This is a genomic window from Plantactinospora sp. DSM 117369 (genome assembly GCF_053764795.1).
Window position 1 is genome coordinate 5,364,143 of the sequence record NZ_CM132446.1, and the last position, 21,042, is coordinate 5,385,184.

General features: G+C 72.0%; 17 protein-coding genes. 6 read left to right on the top strand and 11 right to left on the bottom strand.

Annotation, left to right across the window (positions count from 1 at the left end; genetic code table 11):
- Window positions 1–18: 18 nt before the first annotated feature.
- A complete protein-coding gene (locus ACSMXO_RS23325; protein WP_455413753.1) occupies window positions 19–330 on the bottom strand; it encodes a hypothetical protein in 312 nt (103 codons plus the stop codon).
- Between the two features lie 112 nt (window positions 331–442).
- Here ACSMXO_RS23325 and ACSMXO_RS23330 point away from each other — a divergent pair, with 112 nt between their 5' ends.
- Window positions 443–3,451 carry a glycoside hydrolase family 3 C-terminal domain-containing protein gene (locus ACSMXO_RS23330; RefSeq protein WP_455413754.1) on the top strand — a complete coding sequence of 1,003 codons (3,009 nt, stop codon included), beginning with the start codon at window positions 443–445 and terminating at the stop codon, window positions 3,449–3,451.
- 59 nt (window positions 3,452–3,510) lie between these two features.
- Here the strand turns inward: ACSMXO_RS23330 and ACSMXO_RS23335 are convergent, their stop codons facing one another.
- The 4 genes from ACSMXO_RS23335 to ACSMXO_RS23350 are packed head-to-tail and all read right to left on the bottom strand — an operon-like array spanning window position 3,511 to window position 8,807.
- Entirely contained in the window at window positions 3,511–5,679 is a 2,169-nt protein-coding gene (locus tag ACSMXO_RS23335; RefSeq protein WP_455413755.1) for a hypothetical protein, read from the bottom strand.
- Window positions 5,676–6,968 carry an ABC transporter substrate-binding protein gene (locus ACSMXO_RS23340; protein WP_455413756.1) on the bottom strand — a complete coding sequence of 431 codons (1,293 nt, stop codon included), beginning with the start codon at window positions 6,966–6,968 and terminating at the stop codon, window positions 5,676–5,678. Before ACSMXO_RS23340 ends, ACSMXO_RS23335 begins: the two co-directional genes overlap by 4 nt.
- A gap of 50 nt (window positions 6,969–7,018) precedes the next feature.
- Window positions 7,019–7,900 carry a carbohydrate ABC transporter permease gene (locus tag ACSMXO_RS23345; RefSeq protein ID WP_455413757.1) on the bottom strand — a complete coding sequence of 294 codons (882 nt, stop codon included), beginning with the start codon at window positions 7,898–7,900 and terminating at the stop codon, window positions 7,019–7,021.
- Window positions 7,893–8,807 (bottom strand): carbohydrate ABC transporter permease, encoded by a 915-nt coding sequence (locus tag ACSMXO_RS23350; protein WP_346256489.1) that lies wholly within the window; start codon window positions 8,805–8,807, stop codon window positions 7,893–7,895. Before ACSMXO_RS23350 ends, ACSMXO_RS23345 begins: the two co-directional genes overlap by 8 nt.
- Window positions 8,808–9,143: 336 nt before the next feature.
- Between ACSMXO_RS23350 and ACSMXO_RS23355 the strand changes: the two genes are divergently transcribed.
- Window positions 9,144–10,238, top strand: a complete 1,095-nt coding sequence (locus tag ACSMXO_RS23355; protein ID WP_455413758.1) for a LacI family DNA-binding transcriptional regulator — start codon at window positions 9,144–9,146, stop codon at window positions 10,236–10,238.
- 12 nt (window positions 10,239–10,250) lie between these two features.
- Entirely contained in the window at window positions 10,251–11,645 is a 1,395-nt protein-coding gene (locus ACSMXO_RS23360; protein ID WP_455413759.1) for a glycoside hydrolase family 5 protein, read from the top strand.
- Window positions 11,646–11,943: 298 nt separating this feature from the next.
- Here ACSMXO_RS23360 and ACSMXO_RS23365 read toward each other — a convergent pair whose 3' ends face one another.
- A complete protein-coding gene (locus ACSMXO_RS23365; protein WP_455413760.1) occupies window positions 11,944–12,663 on the bottom strand; it encodes a restriction endonuclease in 720 nt (239 codons plus the stop codon).
- Between the two features lie 49 nt (window positions 12,664–12,712).
- Entirely contained in the window at window positions 12,713–13,042 is a 330-nt protein-coding gene (locus tag ACSMXO_RS23370; protein ID WP_346256485.1) for a DivIVA domain-containing protein, read from the bottom strand.
- A gap of 193 nt (window positions 13,043–13,235) precedes the next feature.
- Between ACSMXO_RS23370 and ACSMXO_RS23375 the strand changes: the two genes are divergently transcribed.
- Complete coding sequence (locus tag ACSMXO_RS23375) at window positions 13,236–13,655, top strand: CU044_2847 family protein (RefSeq protein WP_455413761.1); 420 nt, start codon at window positions 13,236–13,238, stop codon at window positions 13,653–13,655.
- 16 nt (window positions 13,656–13,671) lie between these two features.
- Here the strand turns inward: ACSMXO_RS23375 and ACSMXO_RS23380 are convergent, their stop codons facing one another.
- The 3 genes from ACSMXO_RS23380 to ACSMXO_RS23390 all read right to left on the bottom strand — a co-directional run bounded on the left by ACSMXO_RS23380 (window position 13,672) and on the right by ACSMXO_RS23390 (window position 17,503).
- The gene (locus ACSMXO_RS23380) at window positions 13,672–14,355 is read right to left on the bottom strand and encodes a CPBP family intramembrane glutamic endopeptidase (RefSeq protein WP_455413762.1); all 684 of its coding nucleotides are present in this window, start codon (window positions 14,353–14,355) and stop codon (window positions 13,672–13,674) included.
- Window positions 14,356–14,396: 41 nt separating this feature from the next.
- Window positions 14,397–15,995 carry a polyprenol phosphomannose-dependent alpha 1,6 mannosyltransferase MptB gene (mptB, locus tag ACSMXO_RS23385; RefSeq protein ID WP_455413763.1) on the bottom strand — a complete coding sequence of 533 codons (1,599 nt, stop codon included), beginning with the start codon at window positions 15,993–15,995 and terminating at the stop codon, window positions 14,397–14,399.
- Between the two features lie 155 nt (window positions 15,996–16,150).
- Window positions 16,151–17,503, bottom strand: a complete 1,353-nt coding sequence (locus ACSMXO_RS23390) for a lysine N(6)-hydroxylase/L-ornithine N(5)-oxygenase family protein (protein WP_455413764.1) — start codon at window positions 17,501–17,503, stop codon at window positions 16,151–16,153.
- Between the two features lie 242 nt (window positions 17,504–17,745).
- On the opposite strand from ACSMXO_RS23390, the gene ACSMXO_RS23395 reads away from it, so the two are divergent.
- Entirely contained in the window at window positions 17,746–18,705 is a 960-nt protein-coding gene (locus ACSMXO_RS23395; protein ID WP_455413765.1) for a methionyl-tRNA formyltransferase, read from the top strand.
- Between the two features lie 75 nt (window positions 18,706–18,780).
- Entirely contained in the window at window positions 18,781–19,749 is a 969-nt protein-coding gene (locus tag ACSMXO_RS23400; RefSeq protein WP_455413766.1) for a fibronectin type III domain-containing protein, read from the top strand.
- 130 nt (window positions 19,750–19,879) lie between these two features.
- Here ACSMXO_RS23400 and ACSMXO_RS23405 read toward each other — a convergent pair whose 3' ends face one another.
- The gene (locus ACSMXO_RS23405; protein ID WP_455413767.1) at window positions 19,880–20,959 is read right to left on the bottom strand and encodes a S66 peptidase family protein; all 1,080 of its coding nucleotides are present in this window, start codon (window positions 20,957–20,959) and stop codon (window positions 19,880–19,882) included.
- Window positions 20,960–21,042 lie beyond the last annotated feature (83 nt).

Sequence of the window (21,042 nt, forward strand, 5' to 3'; positions counted from 1 at the left end):
GCTCAGGTGGAAAAGGGGTCAGTCGCTGGCGCAGGTCGTCGTCGCGAGGTACGGCCCGGTGCTGCTGCCGGGGTAGTACGGCGTGAGCGTGGTCGCCGGTTGGGTCCCCGCCGGGCAGGTCTCGGAGAGCACCCAGCGCGGGGTGAACGGGTCCGGCACGCACTGGTAGACCCGCTGGTCGTGGTCGACCGGGTAGCGGCCGTACAGGCTGAGACCGTCGGCGCTGCACGGCCGGGCCTGTGCGGCCTGCGCCGGTACGGCGGTGACTCCGACCGCCGCGCCGGCCCCGACGACCGCGAGTACCGCGATCCGGGTGGCGAACTTCTTCATCGGTTCCTCCCCTTCCCCAGTCCCATCGATGATGAGATCGTTGGGATATTAAACAAAGTCGTCCCGGACGAGCACAATGGACGGGGAAGGCATGGGACGAGACGGGAAAGGCATGGGACGCGGCACCGGCGGGCGTCGGCTCGTCCGCAGCGGCGCGGCGGCACTGCTGGCGGTGCTGCTCAGCATGGTGGTCACGGCCGGGACCGGCACCGCGGACCCGGCCGGCCGGTTTCCCTTCCAGGACCCTCGGCTGCCCGACGGGCAACGGATCGACGACCTTCTCGGCCGGCTGACCCTGGACGAGAAGCTCGCCCTGCTGCACCAGTCGCAACCGGCCATCCCCCGGCTGGGCGTCGGCTATTTCAAGACCGGCACCGAGGCCCTGCACGGGGTGGCCTGGTCCAACGACGTCGACAACGGCTGGAACGTGGTGACCGCCACCGAGGCCACGGTCTTCCCGCAGGCGCTCGGCCTGGCCAGCACCTGGGATCCGGACCTGGTCCGGCGGATCGGCTCGGCCGTCGGCGACGAGGTACGCGGCCACCACGCCGCCGACCCGGACGTCTGGGGCCTCCAGGTCTGGGCCCCGGTGGTGAACCTGCTGCGGGACCCCCGGTGGGGCAAGAACGAGGAGGGCTACTCCGAGGACCCGCTGCTGACCGGCGCGATCGCCACCGCGTACGGACGGGGTCTGAGCGGGGACGATCCCGAGCGGCTCAAGACCGCGCCGGTGCTGAAGCACTACGCGGCGTACAACCGGGAGACGGACCGGAGCCTGACGTCGGCCAACCTGCGACCACGGCTGCGGCACGAATACGAGGACCCGGCCTTCCGTCCGGCGATCGCGGCCGACGCCGCCACCGGGGTGATGGCCGGCTACAACCTGGTCAACGGCCGACCGAGCCACGTCAACCCGGACTTCGCCGAGGTGATCCGGTCGTGGACCGACCGCGACCTCTACCACGTCAGCGACGCCTGGGCCCCGCACGCGCTGACCCAGCTCCAGGGCTACTACGCCGACGAGACCGAGGCGTACGCGGCAATGCTCAAGGCCGGGCTGGACAGCTTCACCGTCGACGACGGCCAGCCCGGGCCGATGGTGGCGACCCTGCGCGCCGCGCTCGACCGAGGGCTGCTCACCGTCGCCGACGTGGACGCCTCGGTGCGGCGGATGCTGTCGATCCGGCTCCGGCTCGGGCACTTCGACCCGGACGGCGGCCCGTACGCGCACATCGGCCCGGAGGTGATCGGCAGCCCCGCGCACCGGCGCCTGAACCGGGAGGCGGCGGAGCGGGCCATGGTGCTGCTGCGCAACTCGGCCGGCACCCTGCCGGTGGACCCGACCCGGGTCCGGAACGTCGCCGTGATCGGCCCGCTGCACGACGCACTGCACGGCGACTGGTACGGCGGCGCCCTGCCGTACCGGGTGACACCGCTGGCCGGGATCCGGGAGCGGCTCGGCGACCGGGTGGTGGTCACCGGCGTCGAGGCGCTCGACCGGGTGGCCCTGCGCGACCTGGCGACCGGGCGGTATTTGACCGCCACCGGCACCGCCCCCGGGCAGAACGTCGTCGCGGCGGCCGGTCCGCCTGCAACGACCGCACAGTGGGACCAGAACGACTGGGCGGGCGACGTCAGCACGCTGCGCAACGCCGGCAACGGGCGCTACCTGGCCGGCAACTGGGGGCCGTACCACACCGCCGAGACGGAGATCGGCGGATGGTTCGTACCGCAGCAGTTCGCGCTGGAACGGGAGCCGGACGGGACGTACCTGATCCGGTACGCGGGCTACGAGACCAACGAGAGCTGGTGGCCGTACCCCGGTCGGTATCTGACGGTGTCCCCGGACGGCGCGGTCGGCACCGGCGACCGCGCGGCCGCCGCCCGGTTCGCCCGGGAGGTGGTGGAAAGCGGCGCCGCCACCGCCGCCGCGGCGGCCGCCCGGGCCGACGCGGTGGTGGTCGTGGTCGGCAGCCATCCGCTGGTCTACGGGCGGGAGAACGCCGACCGGCGCAGCCTGGCCCTCGGTGCCAGCCAGTCCGCGCTGGTCGAGGCGGTCACCGCGGCCAACCCGGGCACCGCGGTGGTGCTGGAGACCAGCTATCCGGTGACCCTGGCGGCCGAGCCGGCGACGCTGCTCTGGACCACCCACGCCGGGCCGGAGACCGGCCGGGCACTGGCGGGCACGCTCTTCGGCGACCGCAACCCGGGCGGGCGGCTCAGCCAGACCTGGCCGCGCGCCGACGCCGACCTCCCGCCGGACCTGCGCGACTACGACATCATCCGGTCCGGGCAGACCTACCTCTACCACCGGGGCGAGCCGCTCTTCCCGTTCGGGCACGGCCTGTCCTACACCCGCTTCCGGTATGCGAACCTGCGGGTGAGCGCGCCGTCGGCCGGGCCGGACGACTCGGTGACGGTGACGGTCGAGGTGACCAACACCGGCCGGCGGACCGGTGACGAGGTGGTGCAGCTCTACACCCGGCAACGCACATCCCGGGACCGGATGCCGCTGCGGCAGCTCCGCGCCTTCGGGCGGGTGACGCTGGCCCCCGGCCAGACCCGGCGGGTGACGTTCGCCGTCCGGGCGACCGAACTGGGACACTGGGACGTGACCCGGGACCGCTGGGTGGTCGAGTCCGCCGAGCACGACCTGCTGGTCGGCGCCTCCGCCACCGACGTCCGGCAGCGCGGCACGCTGCGGGTGCGCGGCGAGACGATTCCGCCCCGAGACCTGTCCCGGCCGACCCGGGCGGAGAACTTCGACGACTACGCCGGAATCCTGCTGGTGGACGAGACGAAGGTACGCGGCACCGCCGTCGAGGGTGCCGGCTCCGGCGGCTGGATCGCGTTCACCGGTACGGCCCTCGACGCCCGCTCGCGCACCCTCACCGTCCGGGCCGCAAGGTCCGCGCCGGGCGACGGGACCATCGAGGTACGCCTCGACTCCCCGACCGGTCCGCTGCTGGGCCGAGCCACCGTGCCCAACACCGGCGACCGGTACGCGTACACCACCGTGCAGGCGGCGCTGGCCGGCACGGCCGGGGTTCGGGACGTGTACCTGCGGCTCGGCGCCGGCCTGCGGGTGAGTGAGTTCACCATCGGGCCGGGCGCCGGCTGAGCCGGTCAGGGCGTCCAGCGAGGTCACCATCGGGCCGGCCGCCGGCTGAGGCTGGTCGGTCAGGGCATCGGGTGCAGCCCCTCGTGCCGGACCGTCCAGCTTCCGTCGTCGGGAAAGCCGGGGGTCGGCCGGCCGGCGTCCGCGTCCGAGCCCCGGGCCATCAGCGCGACGGCGGCCAGCAGTCCACCGTTGCCGGGCAGATAGACCGGCAGCGCGGCGGTCTGCCGGTTGTGCCCGTTGGGCAGGTAGCCGTTCTTCGGTTCGGGTCGCAGCAGCGCGTCGACGGCGGTGTGCGGCTCGCCCAGCCGGGTCGCGGTCATCGCGATGGCCGGATAGTCCCAGCCCCAGGTCGACGGCCAGTCCCAGTCGGCCAGTACCCCGTGCAGGGTGGCCCGCATGACCTCCGGGTCGACCAGCTCGGTGGGTGGCACGAGGCCGAGCGCGTACAGCATCGACGGGTGGTCGTCCCGCACCGTGTACGGCGGCACGTCGACGGCGGCGTAGACCCCGTCCCGGACGTGCGGCCGGACCAGGTTGGCGGCGACCTTCTCCCAGGACGGCTCCGGCGGCAGGCCGAGCAGTACCCGCCAGGACTGCGCGATCCGCAGCCCCCAGCACCAGTACGCCAGCTCGAAGGTGGGGTTGGTGAGGGTCTCCCGGATCTCGGCGTACGACTCCTGGGCCGGGACCAGCGGCGGGCCGAGCTGGTAGCCGCGCTCGCCCCGGACCGGGTGGTCGGCCATGAAGGCCGCCGTGTCGAGGACGACGTCGGCGTACCGGCGCAACGCGGCCTCCGGGTCGGTGCTGGTACGCCGGACCAGCTCGGCGAGGAAGATCGGGTGCGGCTGCTGCCAGAGCAGGAACGGCCCGATCGGGCTGGGACTCTCCCGGCCGTCCGGGCCGACCTGCTTGGGCCAGCGGGCACCGGCACAGCCCTGCCGGCGGGCGGTCTCCCGGGCCCGGGGCAGGATGCCGGCGTACCAGCCGAGGCTGCGTTCCAGCAGGCCGGGACGGCCCCAGAGCGGGAAGTGCGCCCCGTGCCACCAGTGCATCTCCAGGTGGAACCGGCCGCGCCAGGAGTTCACCATCAGGCCGGTCTCCTGCGGGGGCAGCGTGCCGGCGCAGTGCACCGCGGTCAGGTACTGGGAGAGCACCACCCGCCGTTCCAGCTCGCCCGCCCGTTCGTCCCGGCTGTCGGCCAGTTCGACCGCGCCACCGCCGCGCCAGAACTCCGGCCAGTGCCGGGCGGACGCGGCCGCCACCTCGGAAAACGACGGCAGCGCGGTGCCGGCGACCGAACCGACGCCGGGCGCGAACGCGACGACCAGCTCGACGGCGGCCAGCCCGGTGCTGACCAGGAACTCGTGCCGGCCGACGTGCAGGATCCGGGCGCCGTCCGGCAGCGCGATCCCGACCGAGTACGCGGTGTCGTCGAGGAGCCGGCGCAGCACCGCCCCGTCCGGGGTCGGGCGCAGCGTCGAGGAGTGCGCCTGCGGGCGGGACCAGTCGGCGGCGTTGCTCCACTCCGGTGAGCCGTACGGGAAGGCGATCCGCACCGCGAGGCCCTCGGCGAGCAGCGCCGAGCAGACGCGTACGGCGAGGACGTCGCGGTCCGGATGGCAGACCGTGTGCACCTGGACCGGGCTGCCGGCCAGGTGGAACCGGCTGGAGATGGTGCCGGTCCACAGGTCGAGCCGCTGGTGCGGGTCGGTCAGCTCGGCCGGCTCGGCCGCCCGGGTACTGATCCCGGAGCCGGCGGAGCGGGCCGTCCAGACCAGCCCGATCCGGCCCAGGTCGAGCCGGTGCGGATTGCCGCGCAGCCAGGACTCGGCCGGCGACTCCGGGTTCTCGGCGGTGCCGGAGAGCGTGCCGCGCATGTCGACGTACTCGACCGGGCCGCGCGGCGTCGGATAGGCCCGGCAGGTCTCCGCCAGGTCGTACGCCCGCCCGGCCGGCACGCTGTGCCAGCCCCACTGTGCCTGGGTGCCGAGCAGCGTACCGGGCGTGCCGGTGCCGCCGGGGTTGTGCACCGGGTAGTGCTCCGGAAAGGTCTGCAACCCGGTGACGTCGACGGTGTAGCAGAACTCCCCGTTGCCGACCGAGAGCGGGGACTCCGGCAGGATGCCGGTCAGCTCGACCGCGTGCCGGTCGACGAGGGCCCGGCGGTCGATCCGGCGCGCGCCCCGCTCCGCCAGCCGGCCGTCGTCCCCGTTCCGGTCCGGGGTCACTTGCCGATCGCCGCCTCCACCTGCTTGACGAACTCCTCCGCCGCGTCGGCCGGGGACTTCCGGTCGAAGAGCACCTCGGCGTTGAGCCGTTGCAGGATGAGCCGGGTGTCGGTGGAGCCGGTCGGCCCGATCACCAGCGGCGGACCCACCTGCGGGGTGACCCGCTCGATGAACTTCGCCTGGGCGGACTGGTCCGGGTTGAGCGCCGGCACCACCGCCGCGAGCACCTCGGAGTTGGCCGGGATGCCCCGGTCGGTCAGGATGATCTTTCCGGCCTCCGGGCTGTTGACCAGGAAGTCGACGAACTTCGCCGCCTCCTTCGGGTGTTCGGTACGGGCGTTGATGGTGTAGATCTGCGAGGCCTGCAACCACATCCCCGGCTTCTGGGCGCCCTCCCCCGGTGCCCGCAGCAACTCCAGCGGCTGTCCGGACGCCTTGCGCAGCGAGCCGAGCTGGTTGCTCCAGTCGAACTGCATCCCGGCCAGCCCTCGACCCATCAGCGTCTGCTCCGGGGCCGGCTGGCCCTCCAGCTCGGTGGTGACCGAGGCCGGCGGGGTGGCGCCGGAGTCGCGCAGCCCGACGGTCATCGTCCACCACTCGGTGATGGTGTCCCGGCTGATCGCGACCTTGCCGTCCGGGGTGTACAGCCCCTCGCCGCGCTGCCGGGAGTAGAGGTCGAACATGTCGGCGCTGCTCGGGTCGGCCGCCCCGTAGGTGCCCTTCGGCGACTTCGCCGAGATCTCCCGGGCGATCCGGGCGAAGTCCTCCCAGGTCCACGTGCTGTCGTCCGGCAGCGGTACGCCGGCCTTGGCGAAGACGGCCGGGTTGACCACCAGCGCGAAGGTGTTGACCCCGGTCGGCACGCCGTACTGCTTCTCCTCGAAGCGCCCGTTGCCGAGCGCGGCGGCGTCGATCTTGTCGGTCTTCAGCTCGTTCTGCACCCGGGCCAGGTCGAGCAGCGCGCCCCGGTCGCCGTACTCCCGGGGGTAGGCGCCGCCCAGCGTGATGACGTCCGGCGCATCGCCCGCCGCGACCTCGGTGGCGAGCTTGTCGAAGTACGCGTTGAAGTCGGACGACGAGCCCGTGACCTTGATGTCCGGGTTCTGCGCCTGGAAGGCGTCGATCACCTTCTGGGTGGCCTGCGCCCGGTCGTTGTTCCCCCACCAGGAGAACCGCAACTCCACGGGCCCGCCGTCGCCCCCGGAGTCGCCACAGGCGGCGACCGAGAGCAGCAGGGTGGCGGAGACTGCGACGGTGCCCAGGCGGGTCCGGACGGATGTGGCTCTCATCGGAACTCCTTCGCTGACGGTGGGTGTGCGAAGCGGTGGGTTGGAACGGTTCACTTGAGGCCGGTCGTAGCCAGCCCCTGCGTCAGATAACGCTGGCCGGCGAGGAAAAAACCGAAGATCGGCGCCAGTCCGACGATGGACATGGCAAAGAGCTGGCCCCAGGCGGTCTCGCCCTGACCGTCCATGAAGGACCGGAGCGCGACCGGGACGGTGTAGAGGTCGGGGTTGGTCAGGAAGATGAGTTGGCTGAAGAAGTCGTTCCAGGTCCAGATGAAGGTGAACAGCGCCGAGGTGGCCAGCGCCGGTACGGAGAGCGGCATGATGATCCGCCAGTAGATCCGCACGTGCCCGCAACCGTCCATCCGGGCCGCCTCGTCCAGCTCCCTGGGTAGGGAGCGGATGAACTGCACCATCAGGAAGATGAAGAAGGCGTCCGTGGCGAGGAACTTCGGCACGATCAGCGGCAGGCTGGTGTTGATCCAGTCGAGCTGCGAGAAGAGGACGTACTGCGGCACGATCAGCACGTGGATCGGCAGCATCATCGTGGCGAGCATCGCGGCGAAGAGGACCCGCCGGCCCCGGAACTCCAGCCGGGCGAACGCGTACGCCGCGAGCGAGCAGGAGAGCAGGTTGCCGACGATCGAGGCGATCGCGATCACCGCCGAGTTCCACAGGTAGTGCTGGAACGGGTGCTCCAGCGCCGTCCAGCCGTCGGTGTAGTTGCCGAGGTCGAACTCGCGGGGCCAGATCGACGGGTCCCGGAAGATGAGCTCGGTCGGCTTCACCGAACTGGAGACCATCCAGAGCAGCGGATAGATCATCACCACGCCGAAGACGATCAGCAGGGCGTGTTTGGAGATCCGCCGCGCGGGCGGGTCGGCGCGGGCCGCCGGCCGCACGCTGGCCCCGGCGGTGGTGGTCAGGTCAGTCACCGTAGAACACCCATCGCTTGGCGAAGAGGAAGTTGACGCCGGTCAGCACGGCGATGATGACCAGCAGCGTCCAGGCCAGCGCGGACGCGTAGCCCATCTCGAACGAGCCGAAGCCGCGCTCGTAGAGGTAGAGCGTGTAGAGCAGGGTGGAGTCGGCCGGGCCGCCGCTGCCGCCGCTGACCACGAACGCCTGGGTGAAGCTCTGGAAGGCGCCGATCATCTGGAGGATCAGGTTGAAGAAAATGATCGGGGTGAGCAGCGGGATGGTGATCCGGAAGAACTGCGAGACCGCGCCGGCGCCGTCGACCGAGGCCGCCTCGTAGTACATGCTCGGGATCTGGCGGAGCCCGGCCAGGAAGATCACCATCGGCGCGCCGAACGTCCAGGCGTTCAGCACGACCAGGGTGCCGAGCGCGTAGTCCGGATGGGACACCCAGCTCACACCCTCGACACCAACCTTGGCGAGCAACTGGTTGATCAGCCCCTCGCTGCCGAAGATCTGCCGCCAGAGGATCGCGATGGAGACGCTTCCGGCCAACAGCGACGGCAGGTAGTAGACCGAACGGTAGATGGGCAGCCCGCGTACGCCCCGGTTGAGCAGCATGGCCAGGCCGAGGGCCAGGGCAAGCTGCAACGGTACGGAGACGAAGACGTACTGGAAGGTGACCAGCAGCGACTTGTGCAGCCGGGAATCCTCCAGCATCCGCCGGTAGTTCTCCATCCCCAGCCACTCCGGCGGACTGAGCAGGGTGTAGTCGGTGAAGGAGAGATAGAGCGAGGCCAGGATCGGCCCGATGGTGAACACGACCATCCCGACGATCCACGGCGTCAGGAAGCCGTACGCCACCCGGGTCTCCCGGCGGCGCGACCCGGACCGTGCGGTAGGTCTGCCCGTGCGATCGCTCATCAGAGCACCCTTCGGGGAGATGTGTCGCGAGTGGAGCCGCGGCGCGTGCCTGTCACGCCCCGTCATGCCCGCCTTGCCCGCAGGGCCCGCATCCGGGCTGAGTAACCAGTTTCTAACAAAGCCAACATCAACTGTCAACGCATCGAACATCAGCTGACCAGCCGTGCGAACGACCTGACACAACTCCCGCTCGGATCGGAGAAACCGGTTGCTTCCAAGATCGGGTAGCCGGTATCTTCGGTCCCCACGAGGTGGTCACGAGGGCATCGACGACAGCCCGCCGCGCGGCGTCCTTACCGGACGGTCGGCACGGCGGCCACCCTTGGGAGATTCGAGATGAGCCTGACCGGAGACCGCCGCACCGGGCAGTCGGCCGACCAACCGACCGGCGGATCGCGACCGGGGCGCCGCAGATCCGCCCGGTCGGACCGCCCCTCGGCCACGATCGGCCGGGTCGCCGAGGCCGCCGGAGTCTCCCGGGCGACCGTCTCCCGGGTGATGAACGGCAGCCCGACCGTGGCGGCCGACCTCGCCGCCCGGGTCCGCGCCGCCGCCGAGGCGCTGAACTACGAGCCCAGCCTGGTCGCCCGCAGCCTGGCGCTGGGGCGTACCAGCACGGTGTCGCTGATCGTGCCGGACCTGTCCAACCCGATGTTCCAGGACGTACTGCGCGGGCTCAGCCACGCCGCCGCCACCCGGGGTCACCGGCTGCTGGTCGCCGAGTCCAACGAGAACGTCGCCGAGGAGGCGATCCTGGCGGTGGAGGCGCGGCGCCGCTCCGACGGGCTGGTGCTGGCCTCGCCCCGGGTACCGGAGGCCGAGCTGCGGGCCCTCAGCGACCGGCTCGCCCCGCTCGTCCTGGTCAACCGGGACCTGCCGGGCAGCAACGTGCCGTCGCTCTCGGTCGACTACGCGGCGGGGATCGCCGCGATCGTGGCCCACCTGCGGTCCCTCGGCCACCGCCGGATCGTCTACCTGGCCGGCCCGGCCGCCAGCACCTCCAACCGGGAACGGCAGGCCGCACTCCGGGCCACCTGCGCCGCCGAACCGGTCTGCGCGCTCACCGAACTGCCCTGCGGCGCCACCTTCGACGACGGGCACGCGGCGGCCCGGGCCGTGCTGCGCAGCGGCGCGACCGCCGTGGTCGCGTTCAACGACATGGTGGCGTTCGGCGCGCTCAGCGGCCTGCACGAGCTGGGCATCGGGGTGCCGAGGGACCTCTCGGTGACCGGCTTCGACGACATCCCGTTCGCCCGCTACACCACCCCGCCGCTGACCACCGCCTCGATCCCCCGCAACGAACTCGGCCGGCAGGCCTGGGACCGGCTCTGGGCGCTGCTGGGCGGCGGGCCGGCCGGGCACGACGTGCACTTCCAACCCCGACTGCTGGTCCGGGACAGCACCGGACCGGTACCGGCCGGACGCGCGTAGGCGGTGGGAACGGTGACCGAACCGGGCTGGATCAGGGTCGACGGCGACCGGCTGGCCGACGCGACCGGGCGGACCGTCCGGCTCACCGGGGTCGGCCTCGGCGGCTGGCTCAACATGGAGAACTTCATCACCGGCTATCCCGGCACCGAGTCGCAGCAGCGCAAGGCCCTGCGCCGCGCCCTCGGCCCGGAGGGTTACCAGCGGTACTTCGACCGGTTCCTGACCGACTTCTTCGCCGCCGAGGACGCCGGTTATCTGGCCTCGCTCGGCCTCAACTCGGTACGCGTACCGTTCAGCTACCGCCACTTCGAGGACGACGACCAGCCGTTCCTGCTCAAGCCGGACGGATTCGGATGGCTGGACCGGATCGTCGGGCTCTGCGCGGACGCCGGCCTGCACGTCATCCTCGACCTGCACGCCGTGCCCGGCTACCAGAACCAGAACTGGCACAGCGACAACCCGACGCACTGGGCACACTTCTGGACCCACCGGCACTTCCAGGACCGGGTGGTGCACCTGTGGCAGGCGATCGCCGACCGCTACCGGGACAATCCCGTGGTCGCCGGATACAACCCGGTCAACGAGCCGGCCGACGCCTCAGGTGAGGTGATCGGGCCCTTCTACGACCGGCTGGTCCGGGCCCTCCGCGAGGTCGACGACCGGCACGTACTCTTCCTGGACGGCAACCGCTACTCCACCGACTTCTCGGCCTTCACCGACCCGTACCCGAACACGGTCTACACGGCGCACGACTACGCGCTGCCCGGGCTCGCCGCCGGCAGTGAATATCCCGGCACCACCCGGGGCGAGTACTTCGACCGGGCGGCCGTGCAGCGCACCTTCCTGCGCCGCACCGAGTTCATGCGCCGCACCGGGACACCGATCTGGATCGGCGAGTTCGGCCCGGTCTACACCGGTGAACCGGAACGCGACGCCTCCCGGCTGCGGCTGCTCACCGACCAGCTCGAGATCTACGCCGAACACGGCGCGAGTTGGGCGCTCTGGACGTACAAGGACATCGGGTTGCAGGGCCTGGTGTACGCGGCCGAGCAGAGCCCCTACCGGCAGCGGATCGCACCCGTGGCGGCGAAGAAGGCCCGGCTCGGCTCCGACTCGTGGGGCGGAGTCGACCGGGAGATCCGGCACATCCTCGACCCGATCGAGGAACTCTTCGAGCGGGAGTTTCCGGACTTCGACCCGTACCCGTGGGGGCGCCGGGCCTGGATCAACCTGCTGGTCCGGAACATCCTGCTCGCCGAGCCGCTGGTCGGCGAGTTCGGCCGCTGCTTCGAGGGAGTCGACCCGGACGAGGCCGAACGGCTGGCCGCCTCGTTCGCCTTCGACGCCTGCGTACGCCGGGAGCCGCTGGCCGAGGTGCTGCGTACCCACCTGGCCCGGCCGGCCTGACGGTCAGGTCGTGACGACCAGCTTGCCGGTGTTGTGCCGGCGGACGAAGTCGACGCACGCCCGGACACCCTCGTCGAGGGTGTAGCGGCGGCCGATCGTCGCCGTAGCTCGCCCCGGACCGCCAGTTCGCCGACCTCGCGCATTCCGCCGAAGGTGCCCTCCATGTCGAGCACGAAGTGCAGGGCGACGTCGTCGCGCCCGAGCCACTCCTGCCGGGGCACCAGGTAGGTGATCGTGAGGAGGCGTCCACCGGACCGGACGGCGCCGGCGACTCCGCCAGAGCCAGCGGATCAAGCGATCACTGCGCCAGCGAGGCGGGTGGCAGGCCGGTGTACGCCCACTCCCCCAGCGCCGACCGGTCCACCAGCCCGATCCCCAGCTCGCGGGCCAGCCGCAGCCCGTCGCCGGCGGCGAAGAACCCGTTGGTGACGATCACGCAGATCTCGCCCCGGTGGATGCTCCGGCAGGTGCCGGCGAAGCGCTGGATCGCCGCGCTGCCGACCCGGTTCGTCGGGCTGTGCCGCTTGCACTGCACGACCACCCGCCGGCCGTCCGGGGCGATGGCGGTAATGTCCGCACCCCGGTCGGCCGCACCGCCGCAGACCGTCACCCGGGCGAAGCCCGAGCGGCTCATCAGGGCCGCCACCCACCGTTCGAACTCCGCGCCGGTCATCGTGTCGGTCGCCTCGACGCGCCGGGCGCGTACGGCCGCCTCGGTCTCCTCGCGCAGTCGCGCCCGGACCAGCAGGGTCAGCACTCCGGCACCGGCCGCGACCAGGCCCACCGCGATGACGACCGCCCAGACCGGGTGCCGCTGCACGAAGTCGACGACCAGCCAGGCCAGCACCAGCGTGCCGAGCACCCCGGCGAGCCACCAGCCCGACCGGTCCGGCGCCGACCTGCCGCCCCGACGTCGCCGAGAGTACGAGCGGCGGGGGCGCGAGCGCCGCGTACGGGAGCGGTAGTGTCCCCTGACCCGGGTGCCGTCCCGGCGGGTGTACGAGTGCACTCGCGGCATCAGATCTCCTGGCGACGGCTGGACGACCGCCGACACACCACTGGCCGGGTCAACTTCGGAACATCGGATCGCCGAACGGCGATCTCGGGCCGCCACCCGCGACAGCAGCCTCGATCCGGGTGAGCCGGGCCCTGATCTCTTCGAGTTGGGCGAGGATCGCGACCTGCGGCTCGACGCCCACGCCGGCCGGGGCCGCGGCCGGCGCGACGGCGGATGTCGATTGCCCACGCAGGGCCGTCAACTCCTCCGTCAGTGCGGAAATGGTGCTCTCGACCTGGTCGAGGAACTCGTCGACGTCCTGCTCGTCGTATCCGCGTCGACCGAACGCCGGCTTCCGGAAGGCGACGCTGCGTATGTCCGACGGAGTGAGGTGGGGCATCGACCGGCCTCCCGCTGGCGAACTGGACCACTGCTGAACTGGACCGTTCCGAACTGGACCTCCGAGGGTATCGACGTCGGACAAGGCGGCCAGGTCGGCGGCGCCCGCTCAACGGCTTCCCCGACGGTCCGAGATGGTGGTGATGCGCCACTAGACTGGGCCGGCCGCAGTTCGTCGACCGGTGAGGAGGGCAATGACCTACTACGTGGAGATTCCGGTCGACGACGACAGCACGGTGCTGGTCGAGGTGACCCACCAGGTCACCGGAGTCGCTCCGGCCGGTCGTCCCCGCGAGGTGGTCGCCCGGCTGTCGGAGACGTTCGGCGAGGCGTTCGACCGGTTCCACCGGCTCGCCCAGAGCGCGGCCGCACGGGCCCGCGACGCTGGCGGAGCCGACCGGGTGGCGATCGAATTCGGTCTCAAGGTCGCCGCGAAGGGTGGTTTCGTGGTGGCCGAGACCACCGGCGAGGCACACATGAAGGTCACCTTCGAGTGGAACCGCCGCGCCGAACCGACTCCCGCCGAAGCGGATCCCCAGCAGGGCGGCACCAAGGAACGGGCAACGGAACCGGACCACGCGTCGGATCCGGATTCATCGACCACCGCCGGCTGACCGGCGCGGCCGGCGACTACGTCGCCCCGTGATAGAAGAAGTCACCCAGCCCGACCGTGAAGACCAGCAGCCCGTACAGGACGTGTTCGACCGAGGCGACCAGCAGCGAGCCGGTGCGCTGGTAACGACGGGCGAAGAGCCAGCCGCCGGCCAGGGTGAGCAGCACCGACAGGACGTTGCCGAAGATCAGGTGAACGAACCCGAACGCCACGGCACTGGCCGCCACCAGCCAGCGCCCGGAGCCGAAGACCGGGGCGTACCGGTGCATCAGGAATGCCCGGAAGATCAGCTCCTGCGGATAGACGGAGAAGAGCGGGTAGAAGAGCACGATCGCGCCCCAGAGCAGCGGCGACTGCCGGGGCAACTCGAAGAGTCGTTCCGGGGCGAGCACGGTCAGTGCCGCGACCGCCAGTACGGCGGCGACCGTCCAGAGCCGGAGCATCGGGATCCACTCGGCACGCAGCGCGGCCCGGCCCCACCAACTCCGCCGGTCGAAGTCCGGGCGTCGCCACAGATAGCCGGCGGCGAGCCCGGCCAGCAGCAACAACGGCGGGATCGGGCTGCCCGGGGTCCCGGCCAGCACATAGCCGAGCACCGCGCCGAAGAAGAGCAGCGCGTACTCGACGGCCAGATAGCCGCGGCGCGCGGCCGTGGGCGGCACGGCGGGCGGGCCGGCGGCCGGAATCACGTCGGCGGTCACCCCGGAAGGGTGCCCTGCCGAGGTGAACGGCGGGCAACCGGCTACACCGGCGACCGCCACTGTCCGATGACGGCACGGGCCCGGCGCCGCCGCCACTCGTCGACCCGGCCGAGCGACACCCGCGAACGCCTTGCCAGCCCCCGGAAGCGCCCGAGCACCATCCGTGAGCGCCTTGCCAGCATCCGTGGACGTCCGGGCGCCAGACGTGAACGCCCCGCCAACTCCCCCGACCGCCCGACCGGCATCCGGGAACGCCCGGCCGGATCGGTCGGCCTCCGCCACGCCCATCGGCTCAGCAGCCAGCCGACCAGGGCCAGGTCGAGCAGCGCGCCGGGGACCTTGGTCTTGGTGACCAGTCCGAGGCTGTCCGGCAGGGTGAGGAAGACCAATCCGGCGGAGCCCGCGTCGAGCAGCGCACTCAGCCGCCCCCGGGGTGCGGCGGCCAGCACGGCGACCCCGGCGAGGGCGTACCAGGCGTAGAAGACCGGGCCGAGCAGCGCGGTGGCGAGCAGTGCCACCCCCGCCGCCGGTACGGCGACCGCGACGCCGCCGCGCAGCGCCCGGCGCCAGGCGAGCAGCAGGACGGCGCCGAGCGCCGCCAGCCCCAGCAACCGGGCGACCTCGACGGCGCCGCCGAACGCCTCGGGCCGGCCCGCCGCGCGTAGCCCGTAGCCGACCGCCATCCCGACCCCGGTCGGGATCGACGACCACTGCACGCTGCCGGCGGTCGCCGGCCAGCTCCGGACGAAGCCGAGGCCGTGCCCGGTCACGCCGGCCAGCAGCAGGACGGTGCCGAGGGTCGCGCCGGTCAGGACGGCACCGGCCGCGAGGCGACGCCGGCCGGTGCGCGCCCAGGGTACGACCGCGAGCGCGAACGGTACCGCCACCAGCGCGGTGGCCTTGACCGAGGCGGCGGCCCCGAACGCGGCGCCGGCAAGGGCCAGCCGGCCGACCGCGGTACGCAGCTCGACCGCGGCCAGCAGTCCGAGTACGACCAGGCCGGCGAGCAGGGCGTCGTTGTGCGCCCCGGAGACGACGTGTACCAGCGGCAGCGGGCCGATCGCGCCGAGCCAGACCACCCGGGCCGGGTGCCCGCCGCAGTGCCGGGCCAGCCGGGCACCGGCGGCGGTGGCCAGCAGGAGGCCGACGATCGCCACCAGCCGCAACACCGTGACGGCCAGCGGCAGGCTGCCGGCCGACACGCTCGCGGCGAACCTCTCGACGAGCAGCCAGAGGGAGCCGTACGGCGCGGGCGTGTCCCGCCAGCTCGGCGCGACCCAGTTCAGCCACTGGCACGGCAGCGCGTCCGGCCCCACGGCGTACGGGTCGAGCCCGGCCCGGACGATCTCGCCCTGGCAGGCGTACGCGTAGACATCGGAGCTGCCCAGTGGCGGTGCCAGCAGCAGTGGCACCGCCCAGAGCGCACCGGTACCCAGCAGCCAGCCCGGCGCGGCGACGGTGCGCAGTCGCCACCAGACGGCGGCCAGTCCACCGGCGCCGACCAGCCACAGCCCGACGCCGGCCGCCCAGCCCGGCCCCCGGTCGGTGGCCGAGCCGGCCAGGTGGGCGCTGGCGGCCATCAGCGCGCTGCCGAGCAGCCCCAGCCAGCGCAGTCGGGCCGGTGAGAGGCTCTCCCGCATCCGCGCAGGGTTACCGGGGCAGGTGAACCTCCGGCCCGCTCCCGGCTACCTGCCGGCGAACATCCGCCGACCGTCCGCCGACCGCGGACAGTCCCGAACACCCGCCGACCGTCCGGCGCGCACCGGCGACGGGAACGGCCGGCGAGTCAGCGGAGTCAGGCGGAGCCGGGCGCGCCGGCGTACTCGGGCTCGCGGTCGAGTGCCGGGTCGGCGGAGCGGGCGCAGATCGAGCCGAGGATCTCGGCGGCCCGGATGGCGGTGTTGGAGAGCAGCGAGGAGGAGATGCCGTGGCTGTGCTCGGTGCCGCCCTGGAGGTAGATGCCGGCCCGGACCTCCGGGCGGGTCCGCAGCCGGTAGTCGCGGTCGACCAGTGCCCGCCCGGCGTCGTCCCGCAGGCACACCTGCGCCGCCTCACCGAGCAGGTCGAACGGGTCGACCGGCCGGTATCCGGTGGCGAAGACCGCCACGTCGGTGTCGAGCACCGTCTTCTCGTTGGTGACCAGGGACTCCACCACCATCCGCACCCCGTCGGGGGTACGGACCGTCTCGACCAGCCGGGACAGGTTGAGGATCCGGAGCCGCTCGACGCCGCGTACCTTCTCCTGGTAGACGCGCCGGTACAGCTCGTCGATGAGTTCCTGGTCGACCACGGAGTAGTTGGTGTTGCCGTGGTAGGCGAGCATCATCTCCTTCACCTCCGTCGGGGCGGTGAAGTATTCCTGCACGGCCGCCGGGTCGAAGATCCGGTTGGCGAAGGAACTGTCGTCGGCCGGGCTGTAGCCGTACCGGGAGAAGACCGCGCAGACCTCGGCGGCGGGGAACTCCCGGTGCAGGTGGTCGACGGCCTCGGCCGCGCTCTGCCCCGCGCCGACCACGACGAACCGGGACGGCTCCGACGGGACCAGGCCGCGCAGGTTGGGCAGCAGGTCGCGGCTGTGCCAGACCCGGGTGTCCAGGGTGATCCCGTCCGGCAGGTACGGCCGCAGTCCCACCCCCAGCACCAGGTTGCGGGCCCGGTAGCTGACCGGGGCGGCGGAGCAGGGGCCGGCCTGGGCCAGTACCTCGTAGTGGTCGAGTTCGCCGTCCCGCCAGACCGGGCGCACGTCGACCACGTCGTGCCCGTACCGGACCATGTCATCGACCTGGGCCGCCGCCCACTCCAGGTAGTCGTGGAACTCGACCCGGGACGGGAAGAGGTTCTTGTGGTTGATGAAGTCGATCAGCCGACCCCGGCTCTGTAGGTAGCAGAGAAAGCTGAACCCGCTGGCCGGGTTGCGCAGCGTCACCAGGTCCTTGAGGAACGACACCTGCATGGTGGCGTCGTCGAGCAGCATCCCGCGGTGCCAGCCGAAGCTGGGCTGGCGCTCCAGGAAGACCGCGCTGTCGATCCGGCCAGGGCCGGCGGCGGCCTCGCGGATGGCGATGGCCAGGGCGAGGTTCGACGGACCGAAGCCGATGCCGAGGAGGTCGTGGACCTGGGGATCGTCGCTGCGATTGGTTCGTGACATACCTGTCCCATCAGTCTGCCGGCCGGTCGGCGGCGTGGTGGAGGACTGGATCCCGTACGGACCCGGTGCGGCTGGCGCGGACGGTCGACCATCCGTGGCATTTAGGTTAGGCTAACCTACACCATGGTCAAGAACAATATGGACCACCTGACCAGTGCGAACCTGCGGAAACAAAACGCCCGACGCGAGCCAGCCGGGCGTGCTACCGGGGCGAGCCGAACCGACCGAAGAGGAGACCGTCGATGCGGGTTGTGATGTTCGGCTACCAGACCTGGGGGCATCGCACCCTACAGGCGCTACTGGACTCCGAGCACGAGGTGACCCTGGTCGTCACGCATCCGCGCAGCGAGCACGCGTACGAGAAGATCTGGGACGACTCGGTGGCCGAACTGGCCGAGAAGCACGAGGTACCGGTGCTGCTGCGCAAGCGACCCGGTGATCCCGAGCTGATGGAGCGGCTCCGGCAGGCGGCACCCGACGTGATCGTGGCGACCAACTGGCGTACCTGGATCCCGCCGGAGATCTTCAACCTGCCGCCGTACGGGACGCTGAACGTGCACGACTCGCTGCTGCCGGCGTACGCCGGGTTCAGCCCGCTGATCTGGGCACTGCTCAACGGCGAGCGCGAGGTCGGGGTCACCGCGCACCTGATGGACGAGACCCTCGACGCCGGCGACATCGTGCTGCAACGCGCGATACCGGTCGGCCCGACCGACACCACCACCGACCTGTTCCACCGCACGCTGGAGCTGTTCGGCCCGATCACCGTGGACGGACTGGCGCTGATCACCTCCGGCCGCACCGACTGGACCCCGCAGGACCGCTCGAAGGCGAGCTTCTTCCACAAGCGCTCGATCGAGGAGAGCCGGATCGACTGGACCTGGCCGGCCGAGGAGATCGAGCGGCTGGTACGGGCGCAGTCCGACCCGTACCCGAACGCCTTCACCCACCACGACGGCGCGCGACTGCGGATCCTGGCGGCCCGGGTCTCCGAGGGCCGCTACGGCGGCACGCCCGGCCGAATCTTCTACCGCGAGGGCGACGGCGTGGTGATCGTGGCCGGCGCCGACGCGCGTCGCGGGCACCGGCCGGGCCTGGCCATCACCCGGGTACGCACCGACGACGGCCAGGAGCACGCCGCCACCGACTACTTCCGGACCATGGGCGGCTACCTGACCCGCTACCCGGACGGCCGACTCTAGGGCGTGCGTCGGAGTCGACGCCAAGGCTTGAGCGCATACATTGACAGTCTTCATTGGACGGCGGAGCATGTTGGAATGCGCCACAGGCATCTACTCAGCGTCGCGCTCGCCTTCGTGCTGGTGACCTCCGGACCGGCGCCGGCACAGGCGAGCGTACCGGTGACCCCGCCCGGCGCCCCGCAGGCCGCCGGCACGCAGTTCCTCTCCGCCACCACCGTCGACCTGGCCTGGATGCCGGCCGCCGCGGGCACCAACCCGATCGCGGTGTACGAGCTCTACGCCCGCCGACTGGGCTGGATCTACCCGGACCAGCTGGTCGCCACCACGACCAGCGCGTGGGTCTTCGTGTCGATCGGCGGGTTGCGCCCGGCCACGACCTACGAGCTGTACGTGCGGGCACGGGACACCAGCGGCCTCCGCGGGCCGGCCTCGGCCCCCGTGACCATCACGACCCTGCCAAGCGAGATTGTGCCCGGCCCGCCGGTGGCGACCGACGTCACCGCCACCACCGCGACGGTCTCCTGGCGACCGCCGGCGGTCGCCATTGAACGGATCGCCGGCTACGACCTGATCGTCCCGCCCGCAACCCCGACCCAGCCGATCCAGATCCGGGCGAGCACGGGCCCGTCGACGACCAGCGTCCAGCTCACCGGGCTCAGGCCAGGCGCGAGCTACACGTTCATTGTCGTCGTCCGCTACACCGACGGCACGCCGCGCTCGGCCCCGTCCGCACGCGGCACCGTCACCACCGTCCCGTCGGTGCCGCCGTCCCCGCCGTCCGACCTGACCGTCACCACGCGCACCCCGACCTCCGCGACGTTGTCGTGGACGGCCTCGACACCGGGCGACTTCCCGATCTCCCGGTACTTCACGTACGTCAACGGCAGCGCCCTCGGCGTCTCGAACCCCGCCGCGGACGTACGGACCGTCACGTTCGCCGTCTCCCCCGGCAACACGTACGAGGTCTACGTACGCGCGGTCGACCAGGCGGGCAGCTACTCCACCCCCTCCGAAACGGTGACCTTCACCACCCCCAGCCAGTAGGTCAGCAGCCCGGCCAGGAATTTGATCCAGGCCCTGGCGGCCGGACTCCCGGACCCGCCGTCGGTGGCGGTCGCCCTCGGACGCTCCCGCACTCCCCGAGGACGACCCCCACCCGGCCGGCGCGGGCCGGCTACCGGACGCCCGCCTCCACGGTCAGCGTCCCGGCCTCGGCGTCGAGGGTGGCCCGGGCCCCGAGCGGGATGGTGAGCTGCCCGTTGCCGTGCCCGAGGCGGAGCCCGCCCAGCACCGGTACGCCGAGGTCGTAGAGGCGGTCCTTGAGCACCGCCGCCGCGTCCCACTCCCCCGGTTCGCCGACGCTGTTGGTGATCTGCCCGATCACCACCCCGGCGACCCGACCCAGCACGCCCACCCGGCGCAGCTCGGTCAACATCATGTCGTAGCTGTACGGCGCCTCGTCCACGTCCTCGAAGAACAGGATCGCCCCGTCGAGGTCCGGGGAGTCCTTCGCGCCCAGCGAGGTGGAGAGCAGGGTCAGGCAACCGCCGAGCAGCCGGCCCGTGGCCCGGCCCGGCACCACGACCGAGGCAGCGGTCTCGGCCGGATCGCGGGTAATGGTGACCGGGTCGGTGCTCATCACCGCCCGGCGCAACGCCTCGGCGGACTCCGGGCCGGTGCGACCGTCCGACCAGTTGACCATCGGACCGTAGAAGCTGACCAGACCGGCCTCCCGCCACAGCCGGCCGTGGATGCTGGTGATGTCGCTGAACCCGACCACCACCTTCGGGTCGCTACGCAGGCCGGAGAGGTCCATCCGGTCCACGATCCGCTGAGTACCGTAGCCGCCCCGGGCGGCGAAGACGGCCCGCACCCCGGGGTCGGTCAGCGCGTCGTTCAGGTCGGCGAGCCGCTGCGCGTCGGTGCCGGCGAGATAGCCGTACCGGGTGTAGACGTGCTGGCCGAGCTCCACCTCCAGGCCCCAGCCGCGCAGGATCTCGATCCCCCGGGCCATCAGGGTGGGGTCCGGGGTGCTGCCCGGCGACACCACCCGGACCCGGTCACCGGCGACCAGCGCCCGGGCCCGGACCGGCGTCCGGCTTCCGCGTGGTGCCGCCTGGGCCGGCTGGGCAGCGGTACCGGCCAGCACCGCGCCACCGGCCGCGACCGCTCCGGCGCGAAGCATGTTCCGGCGGGACAGCGCCGCACCGCCGGGCCTTGGAATCCTCGTGTCGACGAACTCGGAATCTCGCATCGGTGTCCTCTCCGTCGTGACGGGACCGGCGTTTCGCCGCCGGTACCCGTCGGATGGCACCGATGCTATTGATCGTCCACAAG

Excerpts from the sequence above, each read along its gene's own strand:
- ACSMXO_RS23355 (WP_455413758.1), top strand. The coding sequence starts at position 9,144 with ATGAGCCTGACCGGAGACCGCCGCACCGGGCAGTCGGCCGACCAACCG.
- ACSMXO_RS23400 (WP_455413766.1), top strand. The coding sequence starts at position 18,781 with ATGCGCCACAGGCATCTACTCAGCGTCGCGCTCGCCTTCGTGCTGGTG.
- ACSMXO_RS23395 (WP_455413765.1), top strand. The coding sequence starts at position 17,746 with ATGCGGGTTGTGATGTTCGGCTACCAGACCTGGGGGCATCGCACCCTA.
- ACSMXO_RS23325 (WP_455413753.1), bottom strand. The coding sequence starts at position 330 with ATGAAGAAGTTCGCCACCCGGATCGCGGTACTCGCGGTCGTCGGGGCC.
- ACSMXO_RS23350 (WP_346256489.1), bottom strand. The coding sequence starts at position 8,807 with ATGAGCGATCGCACGGGCAGACCTACCGCACGGTCCGGGTCGCGCCGC.
- ACSMXO_RS23375 (WP_455413761.1), top strand. The coding sequence starts at position 13,236 with ATGACCTACTACGTGGAGATTCCGGTCGACGACGACAGCACGGTGCTG.
- ACSMXO_RS23340 (WP_455413756.1), bottom strand. The coding sequence starts at position 6,968 with ATGAGAGCCACATCCGTCCGGACCCGCCTGGGCACCGTCGCAGTCTCC.
- ACSMXO_RS23370 (WP_346256485.1), bottom strand. The coding sequence starts at position 13,042 with ATGCCCCACCTCACTCCGTCGGACATACGCAGCGTCGCCTTCCGGAAG.
- ACSMXO_RS23405 (WP_455413767.1), bottom strand. The coding sequence starts at position 20,959 with ATGCGAGATTCCGAGTTCGTCGACACGAGGATTCCAAGGCCCGGCGGT.
- ACSMXO_RS23365 (WP_455413760.1), bottom strand. The coding sequence starts at position 12,663 with ATGCCGCGAGTGCACTCGTACACCCGCCGGGACGGCACCCGGGTCAGG.
- ACSMXO_RS23390 (WP_455413764.1), bottom strand. The coding sequence starts at position 17,503 with ATGTCACGAACCAATCGCAGCGACGATCCCCAGGTCCACGACCTCCTC.
- ACSMXO_RS23330 (WP_455413754.1), top strand. The coding sequence starts at position 443 with ATGGGACGCGGCACCGGCGGGCGTCGGCTCGTCCGCAGCGGCGCGGCG.
- mptB (WP_455413763.1), bottom strand. The coding sequence starts at position 15,995 with ATGCGGGAGAGCCTCTCACCGGCCCGACTGCGCTGGCTGGGGCTGCTC.